Origin of the sequence: Maritalea sp. (assembly GCF_047634455.1) — a bacterium.
GTDB lineage: Bacteria > Pseudomonadota > Alphaproteobacteria > Rhizobiales > Devosiaceae > Maritalea.
On record NZ_JBLIAI010000003.1, the window covers coordinates 85,473 to 103,209 of the forward strand.

At 51.7% G+C, this 17,737-nt stretch carries 16 protein-coding genes; 9 read left to right on the forward strand and 7 right to left on the reverse strand.

The annotated features are described in order from the left end of the window. The first annotated feature begins 28 nt into the window (after positions 1-28). From ACJAZW_RS01995 to ACJAZW_RS02035, 9 genes are all read left to right on the forward strand, one after another. The gene (locus ACJAZW_RS01995; RefSeq protein WP_415155182.1) at positions 29-856 is read left to right on the forward strand and encodes an ABC transporter ATP-binding protein; all 828 of its coding nucleotides are present in this window, start codon (positions 29-31) and stop codon (positions 854-856) included. Positions 857-869: 13 nt separating this feature from the next. Further along, the gene (locus ACJAZW_RS02000; RefSeq protein ID WP_415155183.1) at positions 870-2,129 is read left to right on the forward strand and encodes a phenylacetate--CoA ligase family protein; all 1,260 of its coding nucleotides are present in this window, start codon (positions 870-872) and stop codon (positions 2,127-2,129) included. A gap of 353 nt (positions 2,130-2,482) precedes the next feature. After that, complete coding sequence (locus ACJAZW_RS02005; protein ID WP_415155184.1) at positions 2,483-4,312, forward strand: hypothetical protein; 1,830 nt, start codon at positions 2,483-2,485, stop codon at positions 4,310-4,312. Between the two features lie 193 nt (positions 4,313-4,505). Then, positions 4,506-5,114: a TetR/AcrR family transcriptional regulator gene (locus ACJAZW_RS02010; RefSeq protein WP_415155185.1), complete on the forward strand. Its 609-nt coding sequence runs from the start codon at positions 4,506-4,508 to the stop codon at positions 5,112-5,114. Between the two features lie 15 nt (positions 5,115-5,129). Further along, on the forward strand, positions 5,130-6,278 hold the full coding sequence (locus tag ACJAZW_RS02015; protein ID WP_415155238.1) for an isovaleryl-CoA dehydrogenase: 1,149 nt from the start codon (positions 5,130-5,132) through the stop codon (positions 6,276-6,278). Positions 6,279-6,300: 22 nt separating this feature from the next. Next, positions 6,301-7,908 carry a carboxyl transferase domain-containing protein gene (locus ACJAZW_RS02020; RefSeq protein ID WP_415155186.1) on the forward strand — a complete coding sequence of 536 codons (1,608 nt, stop codon included), beginning with the start codon at positions 6,301-6,303 and terminating at the stop codon, positions 7,906-7,908. 11 nt (positions 7,909-7,919) lie between these two features. Further along, positions 7,920-9,902, forward strand: coding sequence for an acetyl/propionyl/methylcrotonyl-CoA carboxylase subunit alpha (locus tag ACJAZW_RS02025; RefSeq protein WP_415155187.1), 1,983 nt, complete (start codon positions 7,920-7,922; stop codon positions 9,900-9,902). Beyond that, the gene (locus tag ACJAZW_RS02030) at positions 9,895-10,746 is read left to right on the forward strand and encodes a hydroxymethylglutaryl-CoA lyase (RefSeq protein WP_415155188.1); all 852 of its coding nucleotides are present in this window, start codon (positions 9,895-9,897) and stop codon (positions 10,744-10,746) included. The genes ACJAZW_RS02025 and ACJAZW_RS02030 overlap by 8 nt, the downstream gene beginning before the upstream one ends. Before the next feature lie 2 nt (positions 10,747-10,748). Beyond that, on the forward strand, positions 10,749-11,534 hold the full coding sequence (locus ACJAZW_RS02035; RefSeq protein WP_415155189.1) for a crotonase/enoyl-CoA hydratase family protein: 786 nt from the start codon (positions 10,749-10,751) through the stop codon (positions 11,532-11,534). On the opposite strand, the gene ACJAZW_RS02040 is transcribed toward ACJAZW_RS02035, so the two are convergent. Genes ACJAZW_RS02040 through mmsB form a run of 7 tightly spaced genes read right to left on the reverse strand, consistent with a single transcriptional unit; the run spans position 11,535 to position 17,737 of the window. After that, a complete protein-coding gene (locus ACJAZW_RS02040; RefSeq protein ID WP_415155190.1) occupies positions 11,535-12,344 on the reverse strand; it encodes an enoyl-CoA hydratase-related protein in 810 nt (269 codons plus the stop codon). Between the two features lie 18 nt (positions 12,345-12,362). Then, the gene (locus ACJAZW_RS02045) at positions 12,363-13,292 is read right to left on the reverse strand and encodes an electron transfer flavoprotein subunit alpha/FixB family protein (protein WP_415155191.1); all 930 of its coding nucleotides are present in this window, start codon (positions 13,290-13,292) and stop codon (positions 12,363-12,365) included. Next, complete coding sequence (locus tag ACJAZW_RS02050; protein ID WP_415155192.1) at positions 13,292-14,041, reverse strand: electron transfer flavoprotein subunit beta/FixA family protein; 750 nt, start codon at positions 14,039-14,041, stop codon at positions 13,292-13,294. Before ACJAZW_RS02050 ends, ACJAZW_RS02045 begins: the two co-directional genes overlap by 1 nt. A gap of 27 nt (positions 14,042-14,068) precedes the next feature. Next, entirely contained in the window at positions 14,069-15,253 is a 1,185-nt protein-coding gene (locus tag ACJAZW_RS02055) for an acetyl-CoA C-acyltransferase (protein WP_415155193.1), read from the reverse strand. Positions 15,254-15,262: 9 nt separating this feature from the next. Continuing rightward, on the reverse strand, positions 15,263-16,033 hold the full coding sequence (locus ACJAZW_RS02060; protein WP_415155194.1) for an SDR family NAD(P)-dependent oxidoreductase: 771 nt from the start codon (positions 16,031-16,033) through the stop codon (positions 15,263-15,265). 11 nt (positions 16,034-16,044) lie between these two features. Continuing rightward, complete coding sequence (locus ACJAZW_RS02065) at positions 16,045-16,815, reverse strand: enoyl-CoA hydratase (RefSeq protein ID WP_415155195.1); 771 nt, start codon at positions 16,813-16,815, stop codon at positions 16,045-16,047. Positions 16,816-16,852: 37 nt separating this feature from the next. Further along, positions 16,853-17,737: a 3-hydroxyisobutyrate dehydrogenase gene (gene mmsB, locus ACJAZW_RS02070; RefSeq protein ID WP_415155196.1), complete on the reverse strand. Its 885-nt coding sequence runs from the start codon at positions 17,735-17,737 to the stop codon at positions 16,853-16,855.

The following is a 17,737-nucleotide window of genomic DNA, read 5'->3' on the forward strand; positions in this document are numbered from 1 at the left end:
AAGCTGAAGACGGAAAAGGATGAGCAACATGAAACCACAAATTGCTGCAACCGGGAATGGCCTGGCAACTGAGAGCATTCTTTCCGTCAACAATATTGAGGTTGTGTTTAACGAGGTTATTCTTGTTTTGCGCGGCCTCAACCTAAAAGTCGCGCGGGGCAAAATTACTGCCCTGCTCGGCACCAACGGGGCGGGTAAATCAACCACCCTGAAGGCGATCACCAATTTGCTTGCCAGTGAAGATGGTGAAGTAACCCGCGGCTCAATCACATATGAAGACGAGAACGTCACCGAAGTTGGGCCGGAAGCGCTGGTACGCAAAGGCATCTTTTTGGTAATGGAAGGGCGCGGCATTTTGCAAGATATGACCGTGATTGAGAATTTGCGCTTGGGTGCATATTCGCGACCCAAAGCTAATCTCAAAGAAGAAATCGAACAAGTTTTCAAATATTTCCCCCGCCTAAAAGAGCGCACAGGGCTTGCTGGATATCTATCTGGCGGAGAGCAGCAAATGCTCGCCATTGGTCGCGCATTAATGGCGAAGCCAAAACTCATCCTAATGGATGAACCGTCCATGGGACTGTCTCCTTTGTTGGTGAAAGAAGTTTTTCGCATCATTAAACGGCTCAACAAAGAATTGGGCATCTCTATTCTGTTGGTGGAGCAAAACGCCAATATGGCGCTGCACGTCGCGGACGACGGATACATCATGGAGAACGGCAAAATTGTGCTTGATGGCACGGCCGAGGAATTGATGGCCAATGAAGACGTGAAAGAATTTTATTTGGGCGGCGGCGGCGAGCGGCGTTCGTTCAAAGATATCAAAAGTTACAAGCGCCGGAAGCGCTGGTTGTAGGCGGGTGGAAATTATGAGTGAAGGTGCATCAAACGGCCACAACCATTTCTCGCCATTGGAAGCACGACCGCCAATGGAGCGCGAAGAATCGCTTTTTATTGCTTTGCGCGCCCAACTCAGAAGCGCGATGGCGAACAGCCCTTATTGGGCACAAAAGCTATCTGAGATTGATATTGAGGGGGTCTATGATCGCGAATCATTGGCCCAATTGCCGGTGCTTTCAAAAAGTGATCTGGTTGAGTTGCAGGAAAAAAATCCGCTTTTTGGCGGTATAGCGCCTGCGAACAATGATGTACGACGGGTCTTTTATTCTCCCGGACCCATCGTTGAGCCGCAACCCGGCGGCACTGACCCTTGGCGCATGAGTTCTGCGCTTTTTGCTGCCGGGATGCGGCGCGGCGACGTGATTGCGAACTGCTTTAGTTATCACCTAACGCCAGCGGGCTTCATGTTTGATGAAGCGGCTTCAAACCTTGGTTGCGTGACGTTTCCCGCCGGTGTTGGCAATACTGAAACCTTGGTGGAAGCGTTTAATCACTTCACAATTTCAGGCTATGTCGGCACCCCGGATTTTTTGCAGATTATTTTGGAAAAAGCCAAGGCGCTGGGAAATGATATTTTGAGCGTCCAGAACGCTCTAGTGTCAGGTGGGCCTTTGTTTCCGGCGATGCGGAACTGGTATGCTGCGCAAGGCGTCAACATCAAACAATGTTATGGAACCGCCGAATTGGGCTTAATCGCTTACGAAACAGATGCGGCGGACAACGGCATGGTGATTGCCGAAAATTGTATCGTCGAAATTGTCCGACCCGGCACATCAGATCCGGTTGCGCCGGGAGAAGTCGGCGAAGTTGTGGTGACAACATTTGATCCCAACTACCCGCTAATCCGGTTTGCCACGGGCGATCTGTCTGCCATTCAGCCCGGGCAATCTTCCTGCGGTCGCACCAATGCTCGGCTGAAAGGCTGGATGGGGCGCGCTGACCAAACCACCAAGGTGCGCGGCATGTTCGTCCATCCGCACCAAATCGCCAAGATTGTCAAAACCTTCCCGCAGATGGGCCGCGCGCGGCTGGAAGTCAGCGAGATTGAGGGCAAAGATCAAATGACATTTATTTGCGAACTGCCGCATAATGACGACGCGGTGAAAGAGCAGATTGCGCAAAGCGTTCGTGCTGAATGCCGCTTGCGTGCAGATATTCGCATTGTGTCGTTGGATAGCCTTCCAAATGACGGCAAAGTAATCGACGATCGCCGCGTTATTGGCGTTTAAGGCGAAAACTTAAGCACAGCATGACATCGCACGCCCAACCACTTGTTGGTCCATCATTTGACGCGGAAAAATAAAACCATATAGGCCCTCTTGATTTCTTTGGTGTGCTGCATATATAGTACACCATCACAGTTGTTGAGTTAGGGTTGCGGGTTTCGTGGTCTTTTACGAATGGTTCATGGGGCGATTTGACTCGGCTCACTGCGCAAGCACATACTCATTGTAATGGTGATAAATGGGCGCTGCCAACGCATCGTCACAATTGACTGTTAGGTGAAATATGTCCATCGTTCTTTAAGGAACTTGGGTCTATTTAGCGGTCATCAATTTGGGAATTTTGGAAAGCCGACATCATGCAAAAATTTAGTTCAGGCGGGGCGAAAAACAGCCTCAAAACACTATTGCTCGCTGGCACAGCTGCCCTTGCGCTTGGCGCAAGTGCGACATATGCGCAAGACAGTTCGACTGCGCCGTCAAGCGAATCCGCTACAATTACATCTTCATCAATGAAATACTCCCTCGAAGTCAGCAACATTGATGCTGTTGATTCCAATGTTGATGCGGAAACAATTCGCAGCGTCATTTCAGGCAAACTTGTTGAAAACGCCAACGCCCTTGCCGGTTTGACCGCGAAGAGCATCTTCATACCTGAGATTAAGTTTATCTATACGGTTGAAGTTGATGGCAACGTTTCTAACAATGAGTTTATCTTCAAAAACATTGCGCTAACGAACGTTAAAGATGGTGTCGCGCAAACAGCGTCAATGGAAGCCACGACCGGCAATCTCTCGCCAAGCAAAGCGGTTGACATGGATGTGCCGTTCAAATTGGCATTTGGCCAGACCACAATCACCCAATTCAACCTTGGGGCATTGCTTAATGCCTATGGTTTGATCGAACCAAAAAGTAATGAAATGGTTCGTGTTTACCAGGACTATATCGTTGCTGGCGGCACGATGGACATTGGGCCCGTGCGTTGCAATATCGGCAAATATCAATCAGGCGAATACCGTGCGCGCGCAATGAAGGTCTCTTATCCAGAATTGATGGCGTTAGCGGCTGAACTTGAAACCAGCAACAAGCCTTCCCCCGAACAAATTATCAAAATGGCCGATTTCTATGCGGACTTGCTCTATTCGTTTGAAACATCGCCGGTGGTGTTTGACGGACTGGATTGTGCGGGTTCCAAAGATGGCACAAGTTTTGACATGTCGATGGGCAAAATGGAAGTGGGCGCAATGGGTAAAGGTTTTTACCCGTCGATCTCAGCCAACGATATTGCGATAAAAATTACCGGAAAAGAAAACGTGGATTTCAAGCTTGGTAATTTTACGTTTAAGGAAATTGACTTTAATCCAACGGTTGAAGCCTACAATCAAATTGAAGACTTCAGCGAGATTGATAAGGAGTGGTTCGAAGCCAATTTCCGCTCATTTATCCCCGCTTTTGCAGGTCTCTCCTTCTCGAATTTCTTTGTTGATGCCCCCGATGAAGGCGGCGAGCGGGTTATTGTTGAAGTTGAGGATTTTGATGTAAGCCTTGCTGACTATGTAAACGGCATTCCTTCAGACATTTCGCTATCAACAACCGGCGTGCAGGCAGACTTGCCAGAAAACCCTTCCGACGATGGCCTCAAGAAACTACGTGCCTTGGGCATCGAGCGTCTAAATGTTGGGTACGAATTGTCTCTTAGCTGGGATGAGGCCGCTCAAGCAATTGAACTGACGCGGCTAATGTTCACTGGCGAAAAACTGGGCACCGTCGACGTCTCTGGTTACTTTGTTGGCGCAACGGAGGGTCTATTTGCGTCTGATCCGCAAATGGCGATGATTGCTGCGATGGGACTTGGCGTAAACGAACTCGACATTCAACTGGAAAATGAAGGGTTCTTGGATATTGCTTTGGCGCAGGCTGCTGCAGAACAGGGTGCACCTGTAGACGCGTTCCAAACACAAATCTCCGCCATGGCAAACGGCATGATTGTTGGCTTGCTTGGCGGCGTTGATCAAGCGGTTGACTTGGGTGGTGCTATTTCAAGCTTCATTTCTGGCGATGCATCTTACGTTGGTATCTCGCTTACTTCCAAGACTGAAACAGGTGTTGGCATGCCCCAAATCTTGGCGCTTCAAGCTGACCCGACCAAGATTCTTGAATATGTAGATATTGAATCAAGCAACGAATAATCTTTGCTGTTATTCAAGTGTTACAAACCCGCGCTGACAACTGTCGGCGCGGGTTTTTTGATTTTAGCTTTCAGTTTACCCCACCGCATCCAAACCTATTGTGTCAGCTGTCCAATTGTGGTAAATAAACGAACGTTCATTTAATTCGTATCACCTGAGGTGACGAAAAGGAGGGGAGGCCGGAAGCGAACATATGGCACGTACGACCGGCTCAAACGGCGAAGAAACGTCCAAACGTATTGACGACGTTGCCCTAAAGTTGTTTGCACAAAAGGGCTATGCAGCCGTATCCATGCGCGAAATTGCCCGCGAAGTTGGTGTGCAAGCTGGCGCGCTTTACAATTACAGCCCCAATAAACAGGATTTGCTGGCCCGGTTAATGGTTGAGCATATGCAAGCGCTGTTGGCCGCATGGGAACACGAACGCCCGATAGGTCAAACTCCGCTTGATGCGCTTAAAGCATTTGTTTTGTTCCACATCCGCTATCACGTGCAGCGCCCCGACCATGTTTTCATTTCCTATATGGAATTGCGCAACCTTGAGCCTGAGAATTTCGCAGCGGTCGAAAAGTTGCGCCGTCAATATGAATTTGCGCTGAAGGACATTTTGCAGCGCGGATCTGATGATCACCAATTTAATATCGCTGATGTGCATGTAGCCGCCATGGCTATCCTCGCGCAACTGACCGGGGTGACCACTTGGTACCGGGCCAAGGGGCGTCTCAGCCAATCCAAGATTGAAGCAATTTACACACAACTTGTGTGCCAAAGCGTTGGTGCGCAAATATCGGAGGAAATTTAAATGTTCACCACAGGAATGAATTTTGCCCTTGGCGAAGATCTCGAAGCCTTGCGCGATATGGTGCACCGTTTCGCACAGGACCGCATTGCCCCAATGGCTGCACAGATCGACGAAACCAACCAGTTCCCAAATGAACTTTGGAAAGAATTTGGCGATCTCGGCCTGTTGGGCGTTACGGTTTCTGAGGAATATGGCGGCGCAAATATGGGCTATTTGGCGCACTGTATTGTGGTGGAAGAGCTCAGCCGTGCGTCAGCTTCTGTTGGCTTGTCCTATGGTGCGCACTCTAACTTATGCGTGAACCAAATTTTCCGCAACGGAACACCGGAACAGCGCGAGAAATATCTGCCAAAACTCATTTCAGGCGAGCATGTTGGCGCATTGGCGATGTCAGAGCCGGGCGCAGGTTCAGACGTCGTTTCGATGCAACTCAAAGCCGAAGCCGCGCAGGGTGGTTTTCTTTTGACCGGCAACAAAATGTGGATCACCAATGGCCCGGATGCGGATACGCTGGTTGTTTACGCCAAAACCGATCCTGCTGCTGGCTCCAAAGGCATGACGGCTTTCATCGTGCAAAAAGACTTTGATGGTTTTTCAACCGCGCAAAAACTCGACAAGCTCGGGATGCGCGGCTCCAACACATGCGAGTTGGTATTTGATAAATGTTTCGTGCCAGAAGAAAACGTGCTCGGCGAAGTGGGCAAAGGCGTGCGGGTTTTGATGTCTGGTCTGGACTATGAGCGCGTGGTGCTCGCCGCAGGTCCGGTCGGCATTATGCATGCAGTACTTGATGTGGTTGTGCCCTACGTACATGAGCGCAAACAGTTTGGCCAAGCCATTGGTGAGTTCCAATTGGTGCAGGGCAAACTGGCAGATATCTATTCAACCATGAATGCATCTCGCGCTTATGTGTATGCCGTGGCCCAAGCCTGTGACCGGGGTGAAACCACCCGCAAAGACGCAGCAGGTTGCATTTTGTACTCCGCAGAAAAAGCCACACAGATCGCGCTTGACGGCATTCAATTGCTCGGCGGTAATGGCTACATCAACGAATATCCAACGGGCCGCCTGTTGCGCGACGCGAAGCTTTACGAAATCGGTGCCGGCACCAGCGAAATTCGCCGGATGCTGATCGGTCGTGAAATGTTCAGCGAAACCAAATAGTCGAAATATAGGGAGCGCCGCCATGTCGGTTATTAAGTCGCAAATCTCGACCAAGTCTGAGCAATTCATCGCCAACAAACAGGCGTTGGAAAGCCAAATGGCCGACATTGCCGCCGCTACGGAAATGGCGCGGTTGGGCGGTGGTGAGCGTTCTCGCGAGCGCCACCTGTCACGCGGTAAATTATTGCCGCGAGATCGGGTCACAAAATTGCTAGACCCGGGCTCCCCTTTCATGGAACTTGGCGCGACAGCGGCACACGGCCTTTATGATGGCGCAGCGCCCGGCGCCGGGCTGATCACCGGCATCGGCCGAGTTGCGGGGCAAGAGGTGATGGTTGTTTGCAACGACGCCACTGTGAAAGGTGGCACCTACTATCCAATGACCGTCAAAAAACATCTTCGGGCACAAGAAGTTGCCTTAGAGAATAATTTGCCCTGTGTCTATTTGGTGGATTCTGGTGGGGCAAACTTGCCAAACCAAGATGAAGTGTTCGCCGATAAAGAGCATTTTGGCCGGATATTCTATAATCAAGCCACCATGTCTGCGCGCGGTATCCCGCAAATTGCGGTAGTGATGGGATCGTGCACCGCGGGTGGCGCATATGTGCCCGCCATGTCGGACGAAACCATCATCGTAAAAGAACAAGGCACAATCTTTTTGGCTGGCCCACCGCTTGTAAAATCGGCAACCGGCGAGATTGTCGCGGCCGAAGACTTAGGCGGTGGCGATGTGCACACACGTCTGTCTGGTGTGGCCGATCACTTGGCCGAAAACGATCAACATGCGCTTGAGTTGGCGCGCAAAGCCGTGGCGCATCTGAACCGCCAAAAACCAAACCAGTTGCTGATGCAATCAGTTGAAGCGCCGCTTTATGATCCCAATGAGATCATCGGCGTGGTGCCGGGTGATCTGAAAACTCCTTATGATATTCGCGAAGTCATCGCCCGCACGGTTGATGGCTCGCGGTTTGAAGAGTTTAAATCGCGTTACGGCATAACCTTGATTTGCGGCTTTGCCCACATTCACGGCATGCCTGTGGGCATCATCGCCAATAACGGCGTGCTGTTTTCTGAGAGCGCGCTCAAAGGTGCCCATTTTGTCGAACTGTGCTCACAGCGCAAAATTCCGCTGGTGTTCTTGCAAAATATCACCGGATTTATGGTTGGCCGAAAATACGAAAACGAAGGCATTGCCAAACATGGTGCAAAGCTCGTAACCGCTGTCGCCACCACCTCCGTGCCAAAAATCACCGTGTTGGTCGGCGGCTCATTCGGCGCGGGCAATTATGGCATGTGTGGCCGGGCATATGGCCCACGTTTCTTGTGGACTTGGCCAAACTCGCGCATCTCGGTAATGGGCGGCGAACAGGCCGCGGGCGTGCTCGCCACTGTCAAACGCGACGGCTATGAGCGCAATGGCGAAGATTGGTCAGCGGATGAAGAGGCTGCGTTCAAGCAACCCATCATTGACCAATTCGAAAGCCAATCGCACCCACTTTATGCTTCTGCCCGCCTTTGGGACGATGGCATCATTCACCCGGCCCGCACCCGCGACCAGTTGGCCCTTTCACTTTCCGCAAGCCTGAACGCCCCGATTGCCGATACGCAATTCGGCGTCTTCAGAATGTAAGGGGATACGAGATGTTTAAAAAAATTCTCATTGCCAACCGTGGTGAAATTGCTTGCCGGGTGATGCGCACAGCGCAAGCCATGGGCGTTAAATGTGTCGCGGTATATTCTGATGCGGATGCGAATGCGCAGCATGTGAAAATGGCCGACGGAGCCTATCGGCTCGGCCCTGCACCTGTGGCGGAAAGTTATTTGCGGGTTGATAAGATCCTTGAAGCAATCCAACTTTCTGGCGCTGAAGCCGTGCATCCGGGCTATGGCTTTTTGTCGGAAAACCCTGATTTTGTGGATGCGCTTGATCAAGCTGGCGTGCGTTTCATTGGCCCATCGGCCGATGCAATCCGGGCCATGGGTCTTAAAGACGCCGCAAAAGCGTTGATGGAAAAAGCCAATGTGCCCGTGGTGCCCGGCTATCATGGGAACGAGCAAGACCCTGACTTTTTGGCCATTGAAGCCGACAAAATTGGTTATCCGGTTTTGATCAAAGCCCGCGCTGGTGGCGGTGGCAAAGGCATGCGCCGTGTTGATGATCCGGCAGAGTTTAAATCGTCATTGGAAAGCGCATCGCGCGAGGGGCAATCAAGCTTTGGCGATAGGCGGGTGCTGATTGAAAAATACATCTCCACCCCACGCCATATCGAAATTCAAGTGTTTGGCGACGATCATGGCAATGCAGTGCACCTGTTTGAACGCGATTGCTCGTTGCAGCGCCGCCATCAAAAAGTAATCGAAGAAGCCCCTGCGCCGGGCATGACCCAAGAGATGCGCAAGGCCATGGGTGACGCGGCGGTAACCGCTGCAAAAGCCATCAATTATTCCGGTGCGGGCACGATTGAATTTATCGTCGATGCTTCCAACGGGCTCAACTCGAACGGTTTCTATTTCATGGAAATGAATACCCGGTTGCAGGTTGAACACCCGGTCACCGAAATGATCACCGGACAAGATTTGGTCGCGTGGCAATTGCGGGTCGCAAGCGGTGAAACATTGCCCAAAACCCAAGATGAATTGTCGATAAATGGCTGGGCATTTGAGGCTCGGCTATATGCAGAAGACGTACCAAAGGGCTTCTTGCCCGCAACGGGAACCCTTGCGCATTTGAATCTGCCGGCAGATAGCGCGCGCATCGATTCGGGTGTGGTGACGGGCGATGTGATTTCGCCATTTTATGATCCGATGATTGCCAAAATTACAGTACATGGCGCAAACCGCAAAGAAGCGTTGAACGGATTGGCATCGGCGCTAGGCAAGTCTGAAATTGCGGGATCGGTCACCAACCGAGCGTTTCTGGCGGCACTTTGTGCCCATGAAGGGTTCGGCAATGGCGAGGTCGATACGGGCCTGATTGAGCGCGATCTCGACGCGCTAACCATCACACCAAAACCCACAGAAGCGGCAATTTCAGCGGCGGCGCTTATCGGGTTGGGCCTTGCTCGTACCCCAGTTTCGGCGGAGCCGTGGGATCAACTTGCAGGTTGGCGCACATGGTCTGGCGAGACGGACAGCATTGAATTTGATCACGAGGGTGAACGACTGAGCTATGATGTGGTGCTGGGCAATGGCAAACACTTCAACATTTCAGATGATGACAGTGATTTGAACGTTGAGCTGCTGGCGGCGGATGAAAACAGTATTTCGTTGGCCGTAAACGGGCAGCGCCATCAACTCGGGTTCTTTGCCAATCAAGATTTCATTTCCATTTTCACGGGCACAGATACGTTCACGTTTGATCGGGTGAAACTGGAGCTCGCAGGCGAGGGTGCTCTATCAGGCGATGCAGTGCTGTCGCCCATGCCGGGCGCCGTTGTGGCGTTGAATGCACAAGTCGGCGATGAAGTTTTAGAAGGTGACAAATTAGTCGTGGTCGAAGCGATGAAAATGGAACACGCTTTGTTGGCCCCGCGTGATGGGGTGATTGAAGCGGTGTTCGTCAGCCTTGGAGATCAGGTGGAAGATGGCGGATTGTTGATCCAATTGGAGCCGCTAGATGACTGATCACGTCACAATTTTTGAAATGGGTCCGCGCGATGGGCTGCAAAACGAGAAGCAACAAATCGCAACAAGCGACAAGATCAAGCTTGTAGATTTGCTGTCAGACTGCGGGTTTAAGAAGATCGAAGTCACCAGTTTTGTTTCGCCAAAATGGGTACCGCAAATGGCGGATGCTGCTGAGGTGCTGGCAGGCATTGCCCGCAAAGACGGCATTTCTTATGCAGCGCTGACGCCAAACCTACTGGGGTATGAAAGCGCGCGGGCGGCAAAAGCCGATGAAGTTGCGATCTTCGCCTCAGCGTCAGAGGGCTTTAGCCAAAAGAACATCAATTGCTCCATCGCTCAAAGCATTGAGCGCTTCAAACCCGTTTTGGCAGCAGCGAAGGCTGAAAATGTTCCCGTGCGCGGCTATGTTTCCTGCGTCACCGATTGTCCTTATGATGGTCCAACTCCACCAGAATCTGTGGCGATGGTTGCAAAACAATTGCTTGGTATAGGTTGCTATGAAATCAGCCTTGGCGACACTATAGGCGCAGCGACGCCCGAAACAACTAAGCTTATGTTGGATGCTGTTTTGGCGTTTGTTCCGGCTGAAAAACTGGCTGGTCATTTTCATGATACACATGGCCGGGCGCTGGACAATATAGTCGTCTGCCTCGACAAAGGTCTGCGCACCTTTGATGCCGCCGTCGGCGGATTGGGTGGTTGCCCCTATGCGCCGGGCGCAAAAGGTAATGTGGCGACAGAAGCGGTGGTTCAATTGCTGTACAGCAAAGGCTTTCACACAGGCATTGATGCGCAAAAGCTAAGCATTGCAAGTGCCTTTGCGACCGGGCTGAAAGGATAGATATGGCCTATCAATATATTATGCTCACAACCGACGAACGCGGCATCGCCACCCTCACGCTTGATCGTGCCGACAAGCATAATGCGCTCAACGCGGACATGTGCGATCAGATCAAATCTGCGGCTGAAAGCATAAACAACGACAAATCAATCCGCGCCGTGGTGTTGGCAGCAAGCGGCAAAAGCTTTTGTGCCGGCGGTGACTTAGCCTGGATGCGTGAGCAGTTTGATGCGACGCGCGAGGTGCGCATAGCGGAAGCCAAACGTTTGGCCAGCATGCTGTTTGCGCTCAATACGCTGGAAAAACCACTGATCGGCAAAGTGCAAGGCAACGCCTTTGGCGGCGGTATTGGCATGATGTCGGTGTGCGATGTAGTTGTGGCGGTTATGGGCGCAAAATTTGGCCTGACCGAAACCAAACTGGGCCTGATCCCCGCGACCATCAGCCCCTATGTGCTGGCCCGTATGGGGGAGGATAAAGCCCGGCGCGTGTTTATGTCCGCGCGTCTTTTCGATGCCCAAGAAGCCAAGGCGCTAAATCTTGTCGCCAAAATTGTGGAGCAGAGCGAGCTCGACGCCGCTGTCGAGACCGAAATTCTGCCGTACTTGCAAACTGCTCCTGGCGCTGTAGCAAGAGCCAAAAGGCTTGCCCGATCACTTGGCCCCGTCATTGACGAAGCGACTATAGACTTTACGGTCAATCAACTAGCCGACTGCTGGGAAGATCCAGAAGCGCACGAAGGTATCGCTGCTTTTTTTGAAAAGCGCAAACCGGATTGGGTGAAGTAGTTAGTTGAAGTTCGGCGAACGTTTTTCAACGAACGCCGCCACTGCTTCTTTGTGATCCTCAGTATGATGACAAGTGCCTTGCACCAATGCCGACAGATCCAAGAAGTCGGGCAGGTTCATCACCTGCGCTTTGCGCATCAGCAGTTTGGATTGGCGCACTTGATAAGCTGGTTTTGAAGCGATCTGAGCGGCCAATTCGGCAGCGCGAACAAGTAATTCTTCAGGCTCCACCACATCAAGCACATAGCCGATCTCTTTAGCTTCATCCGCTTCAAACAGACGACCCGTAAACGTCAGCTCTGATGCTCGTTGATAGCCAACTATCCGCTGAAGGAAATATGCGCCGCCATCGCCAGGGATCAGGCCGATATTGACAAAGTTCTCGCCAAATTTGGCGTATGTTGAGGCGATGCGAATATCGCACATGGCGGTAAGGTCAAATCCCGCGCCAACCGCTGCGCCATTGATCGCTGCGATCACCGGAAAACTGATCTGAGACATCTTCAAGGGAATGCGCTGGATGGTGGCTTTGTAGGCCGCCGCAATGTCCTCGACATTGCCTGAAAACATACCTGTGCGCTCATGCATGTCTTTGACGTTGCCGCCCGACGAAAAGCCCTTGCCCGCGCCGGTAATCACCAGCACATGAGCATTCGATGTATGTTCGACCCAATCGAGCGTGTCGATAATGTCATCAATAAGGTTGGTGCCGGTCAGCGCGTTGCGCACATCATCCCGGTTAAAAGTAAGGGTCGCGACCTTGTCAGTGATATCCAACAGCGCATCTTTAAGCTTTGGCATCTCTGACATATCGCGACCCTTTTGTTCTTAGATAGAGGCTGTAAGTTCAGGCACAGCTTCAAACAGGTCAGCAACCAAACCGTAATCAGCGATGGAGAAGATCGGCGCGTCTTCATCTGTGTTAATGGCAACGATGATCGTACTATCTTTCATGCCCGCCAAATGCTGGATCGCGCCTGAAATGCCAATTGCGATGTACAGATCAGGTGCAACCACTTTGCCGGTTTGCCCGACTTGCCAATCGTTTGGCGCAAAGCCGGCATCAACTGCCGCACGAGATGCACCAAGCGCAGCGCCCAGCTTGTCAGCCAAAGGCTCAAGCAGCTCGTTGAACTTTTCTTTGGAGCCTAACGCGCGGCCGCCAGAAATAACGATTTTGGCTGACGCCAAATCAACTCTATCGCCGCTAGCTAATTGCGCGCCAACAAAACTCGATACAGCATTTGCGACAGATGCGCCATGTGCTTCAACATTTGCGGACCCATCAAGCAATGCTGCTTCAAACGTTGTCGTGCGAACAGTTAGCACTTTTTTCGCGTCCGAGGTCTGCACTTTTTGGAAAGCGTTGCCTGCATAAATCGGGCGCACAAATGTGTCCGCTGAAACAACTTGCGTCACTTCAGAAATTTGCATCACGTCCAGCAAGGCGGCAACGCGTGGCATTGTGTTTTTGCCGTTGGACGTAGCCGGGGCCACAAAAGCGTCATAGCCATCAGCCATTGAAACGATCAAATCGGCAACAGGCTCCGCCAAATGGTTAGCAAAAGCTGCATCGTCAGCAACGATGACTTTTGCAACGCCTGAAATTTTCGCGGCAGCATCACCAACGGCCGCGCAACCTGCGCCCGCCACCAGCACATGAACCTCAGCGCCCAATTGCGCAGCAGCATTTGCCGCTCGCAAAGTTGCGTCGTTCAAATTCTGATTGTCATGTTCTGCAAGAAGAAGTGTAGCCATTAGATCGCTCCCGCTTCGTTTTTCAATTTGTCGACAAGTTCGGCAACTGAGCCAACTTTAATGCCCGCTTTGCGTGCCGCTGGTTCTGTTGTTTCAAGAATGGTCAAACGGTTCTTCACTTCAACACCAAAATCACCCGGTGTTTTCACATCTAATGGCTTTTTCTTGGCCTTCATAATGTTGGGCAAAGACGCATAGCGTGGTTGGTTGAGGCGCAAATCGGTTGTGATGATCGCTGGTAAGTTGAGTTTGACGGTTTGCAAACCGCCATCCACTTCGCGGGTCACATCAACAGAACTGTCGGAAACGTCAACTTTAAAGGCGAAGGTGCCTTGGCCCCAGCCAAGCAAAGCAGCCAACATTTGGCCGGTTTGGTTCGCATCATCGTCAATCGCTTGCTTGCCCAAAATTACCAATTGTGCGCTTTCAGCTTCCACGACACCTTTAAGGATTTTGGCAACGTCAAGCGGCTCAACTGTCCCTTCAACCTGCACAAGGATCGCACGATCAGCACCCATGGCCAAACCAGTACGCAAGGTTTCTTGCGCTTTGTCTGGGCCGATAGAGACCACAATCACTTCGTCTGCCTTGCCAGCTTCTCTAAGCTTTAGCGCTTCTTCAACTGCGATTTCGTCGAACGGGTTCATGCTCATTTTGACATTGTTCAAGTCAACGCCAGAACCATCGGCTTTCACCCGGATTTTGACGTTGTAATCAACTACCCGTTTAACGGGAACGAGAATTTTCATGTTCCAATAAACTCCTAATGGAATGCGTTAAGCGATTTCAATCGCCATGGCTGTGGCTTCTCCGCCACCGATACAAAGTGAGGCAACACCCCGTGTTTTAGAGGTGTGCTCAAGCGCATGCAACAGGGTCACCAAAATCCGTGCACCAGATGCACCAATTGGGTGCCCAAGCGCACAAGCGCCGCCATTAATGTTGATTTTGTCTTGATCAATGTTCAGGTCCTTTTGCGCCGCCATGGTCACCACGGCAAAGGCCTCATTAATTTCCCACAGGTCCACGTCTGCAACGCTCCAACCGATCTTGTCGACCAATTTTTGCATGGCGGGGACTGGCGCAGTGGTGAACCAACCCGGCTCATGCGCATGGCTTTGATGCCCAACAATACGAGCCCGGATTTTCAAGCCCTTCGCCTTCGCGTCGCTTTCGCGCATCAACACCAATGCGGCCGCACCATCTGAGATCGAAGAAGCATTGGCTGCGGTTACCGTGCCGTCTTTGGCAAAAGCGGGTCGCAATGTTGGTATTTTTTCTGGCAGCGCATTTTTTGGTTGCTCATCTTCTGACACAACAATTTCGCCTTTGCGCGATGCAACGGTTACGGGTGCAATCTCGGCTTCAAATGCCCCAGACTTTTGTGCAGCAAGTGCTTTGGCTAGCGAGCTTAAAGCGAACTCGTCTTGTGCCTCGCGTGTAAACGCATATTTGCCCGCACAATTTTCTGCAAAATTGCCCATCAGCTCGTGGCCATCATAGGCGTTCTGCAAACCATCAAAGAACATATGGTCGATGACTTCGGCGTGGCCCATGCGGGCACCGCCGCGCATTTTTGGCAAAATGTATGGCGCGTTGGTCATACTTTCCATGCCGCCAGCCACAAGAATGTCGCCATTGCCAGCTTTAAGTTGGTCATGCGCCATCATCACAGCTTTCATGCCAGAACCACACACCTTTGAAATGGTGGTTGAAGGTGTGCTTAGGGGCAAACCTGCACCCAAGGTTGCTTGACGGGCAGGAGCTTGACCAACACCAGCGGACAAAACATTACCCATCAACACTTCTGAAACATCGGCACCATCAATGCCAGCGCGTTCGAGTGCGGCTTTAATGGCCGTTGCGCCAAGGGCTGGCGCAGCAACCGCGCCAAGTTCGCCTTGAAAACCACCCATTGGGGTGCGGGCTGCACCAACAATTACAATTGGATCATTGCTCATTTGTCTCTCCTATCGCGGTTGTAAGCGCACAGCGCCGTCAATCCGAATGGTTTCACCATTGATCATTGAATTTCGAATGATTTCTTCTGCGAGCGATGCATAATCAGCCGGTGTGCCCAACCGTTTGGGGAACGGGGTGTTCGCCGCCAGTGATTCTTGCACTTCTTCGCTAAAACCAGCCATCATTGGTGTCATAAAAATGCCCGGCGCAATCGTGACCACGCGAATGCCATCGCGGCTCAAATCGCGTGCCATCGGTAACATCATGCCAACTACGCCGCCTTTTGAAGCGGAATAAGCGATTTGTCCGACTTGCCCTTCATAGGCTGCAACTGAAGCTGTGTTGATGATCACACCGCGCTCAAGGTCGTCGCTAATTGTATCCAGTTTGGCCATGCCCGCCGCGCCCATAGACGCGCAGTGGAACGTGCCGATCAGATTGACGCCAATGGTTTTGGCGAACAGGTTTGGGTCATGTGGGTTGCCCTCACGGTCAATTGTTTTTGCGCCCGGCGCAATGCCCGCGCAGTTCACAACAACACGTTCTTGGCCGTTTGCAGCGCGCACCTTTTCAAAGCCTGCAGCAACACTTGCCGCATCCGAAACATCAACGCGTGCAAAGGTGCCGCCAAGTTCCTTGGCAATCGCTTCGCCGCGTTCTTCGTTGAGGTCGAACAGGCCAACTTTTACGCCCTTGGCCGCCAAATGCCGCGCAACACCTTCGCCCAAACCAGATGCGCCACCCGTAATGACAGCCGTCAAATCAGAATTAATCTGCATGAATAAAAGTCCTATTCGCCTTTAAAGTCAGGGTCACGTTTGTCAGCAAATGCCGCCATGCCCTCTTTTTGATCTGCGGTTGCAAATAATGCATGAAAGGTGCGCCGTTCAAACAATACGCCTTGACTAACACTGAGCTCTTCAGCTTGGTTCACCGCTTCTTTCGCGGTTTGTGTCGACAGTTTGCCAAAGCCTGCAATTTCAGCGGCGATCTTTAAAACCTGTTCCACCAACTCGTCTGCTGGGAAGATCCGCGCCGCCAAACCAGAACGCTCTGCTTCTTCAGCGTCCATCATCCGGCCGGTCAAAATCATATCCATGGCTTTGGATTTGCCGACCAATTTCGTCAAGCGTTGCGAGCCGCCCATGCCGGGAATGACGCCAAGCTTGATTTCTGGTTGTCCAAATTTCGCGCGGTCGCCAGCGTAAACTACGTCGCACATCATGGCGAGTTCACAGCCGCCACCAAGTGCATAACCGTTGACGGCCGCAAGAACTGGAGTGCGGGTGCGTGTAAGCTTGTCCCAACCAGCAAACCAATTGGCTTTGGCCATGTCGGTATAGGATTGGGATTGCATTTCTTTGATGTCAGCGCCAGCAGCAAAGGCCTTTGGAGAACCTGAAATCACAAAGCAACCAACCTCTGGGTCAGTATCATATTGCTCAAGTGTTTCGGTCACGTCGTTCATGACAGCAAGATTGAGCGCATTTAGCGCTTCGGGGCGGTTTAGGGTGATATGTACAACTCGGTCGATTTTTTCGACCAAAATGGTATCTGTCATAGTGAATGGCCTTTTAGTTTGGGCACTTTATTGTGTCTTAAGAGCGCTTTTGCTCTTTGAGTTCATTTATGATGCCAGAAAAGTCGTGCCCCACGCCATTCTTCTCGACAAAAGCGTCATACAACTTTGTGGCGTGTTCGCCAAGGGGGGTAACCGCACCTGAATGTTCAGCAGCATCTTGGGATAGTTTCAAATCTTTGAGCATCAGTGCTGCATCAAATCCGGGCAAATAGCCATTGTCAGCTGGGCTTTTGGGGCCAACGCCGGGTACGGGGCAATAGGTGTTGACCGACCAGCACGAGCCACTTGATGTGGAAACAACATCAAACAATGCCGATTTATCAAGACCGAGCGAGTCAGCCAGATTAAACGCTTCGGCGGTGCCAATCATTGAAATGCCCAACAGCATATTGTTGCAAATTTTGGCAGATTGTCCTGCACCATCTGCTCCGCAGTGCACGGCCTTTTGGCCCATAATGTCAAACAGCGACTTGGCCTTTTCAAAAGCAGCGTCACTACCACCAACCATGAAAGTCAACGTGCCACCTGCCGCACCACCAACACCGCCAGAAACGGGGGCGTCTAGGCTGAGCATACCCGCGTCTTGTGCCTTTTTGTGTGCTTCACGCGCACTGGCCACATCAATGGTCGAACAATCGACAAAGACCGCACCTTTGGGCGCATGGTTTAGAAGTTGGTCAAATACTGAAAGCACGATTTTGCCGTTCGGCAACATGGTTACAATCGCATCTGCATTGGCCACAGCTTCTTCAGCGCTTGTTGCCAAGCTGACCCCAGCTGCTTTGGCTTTGTTGGCATTCTCTGCCATCAAATCAAAGCCTAAAACATCATGGCCCTGTTTCACCAAATTGACGGCCATCGGCCCGCCCATATTGCCCAGTCCAATAAATGCGACGTTCAT

Excerpts from the sequence above, each read along its gene's own strand:
- ACJAZW_RS01995 (WP_415155182.1), top strand. The coding sequence starts at position 29 with ATGAAACCACAAATTGCTGCAACCGGGAATGGCCTGGCAACTGAGAGC.
- ACJAZW_RS02000 (WP_415155183.1), top strand. The coding sequence starts at position 870 with ATGAGTGAAGGTGCATCAAACGGCCACAACCATTTCTCGCCATTGGAA.
- ACJAZW_RS02005 (WP_415155184.1), top strand. The coding sequence starts at position 2,483 with ATGCAAAAATTTAGTTCAGGCGGGGCGAAAAACAGCCTCAAAACACTA.
- ACJAZW_RS02010 (WP_415155185.1), top strand. The coding sequence starts at position 4,506 with ATGGCACGTACGACCGGCTCAAACGGCGAAGAAACGTCCAAACGTATT.
- ACJAZW_RS02015 (WP_415155238.1), top strand. The coding sequence starts at position 5,130 with ATGAATTTTGCCCTTGGCGAAGATCTCGAAGCCTTGCGCGATATGGTG.
- ACJAZW_RS02020 (WP_415155186.1), top strand. The coding sequence starts at position 6,301 with ATGTCGGTTATTAAGTCGCAAATCTCGACCAAGTCTGAGCAATTCATC.
- ACJAZW_RS02025 (WP_415155187.1), top strand. The coding sequence starts at position 7,920 with ATGTTTAAAAAAATTCTCATTGCCAACCGTGGTGAAATTGCTTGCCGG.
- ACJAZW_RS02030 (WP_415155188.1), top strand. The coding sequence starts at position 9,895 with ATGACTGATCACGTCACAATTTTTGAAATGGGTCCGCGCGATGGGCTG.
- ACJAZW_RS02035 (WP_415155189.1), top strand. The coding sequence starts at position 10,749 with ATGGCCTATCAATATATTATGCTCACAACCGACGAACGCGGCATCGCC.
- ACJAZW_RS02040 (WP_415155190.1), bottom strand. The coding sequence starts at position 12,344 with ATGTCAGAGATGCCAAAGCTTAAAGATGCGCTGTTGGATATCACTGAC.
- ACJAZW_RS02045 (WP_415155191.1), bottom strand. The coding sequence starts at position 13,292 with ATGGCTACACTTCTTCTTGCAGAACATGACAATCAGAATTTGAACGAC.
- ACJAZW_RS02050 (WP_415155192.1), bottom strand. The coding sequence starts at position 14,041 with ATGAAAATTCTCGTTCCCGTTAAACGGGTAGTTGATTACAACGTCAAA.
- ACJAZW_RS02055 (WP_415155193.1), bottom strand. The coding sequence starts at position 15,253 with ATGAGCAATGATCCAATTGTAATTGTTGGTGCAGCCCGCACCCCAATG.
- ACJAZW_RS02060 (WP_415155194.1), bottom strand. The coding sequence starts at position 16,033 with ATGCAGATTAATTCTGATTTGACGGCTGTCATTACGGGTGGCGCATCT.
- ACJAZW_RS02065 (WP_415155195.1), bottom strand. The coding sequence starts at position 16,815 with ATGACAGATACCATTTTGGTCGAAAAAATCGACCGAGTTGTACATATC.
- mmsB (WP_415155196.1), bottom strand. The coding sequence starts at position 17,737 with ATGAACGTCGCATTTATTGGACTGGGCAATATGGGCGGGCCGATGGCC.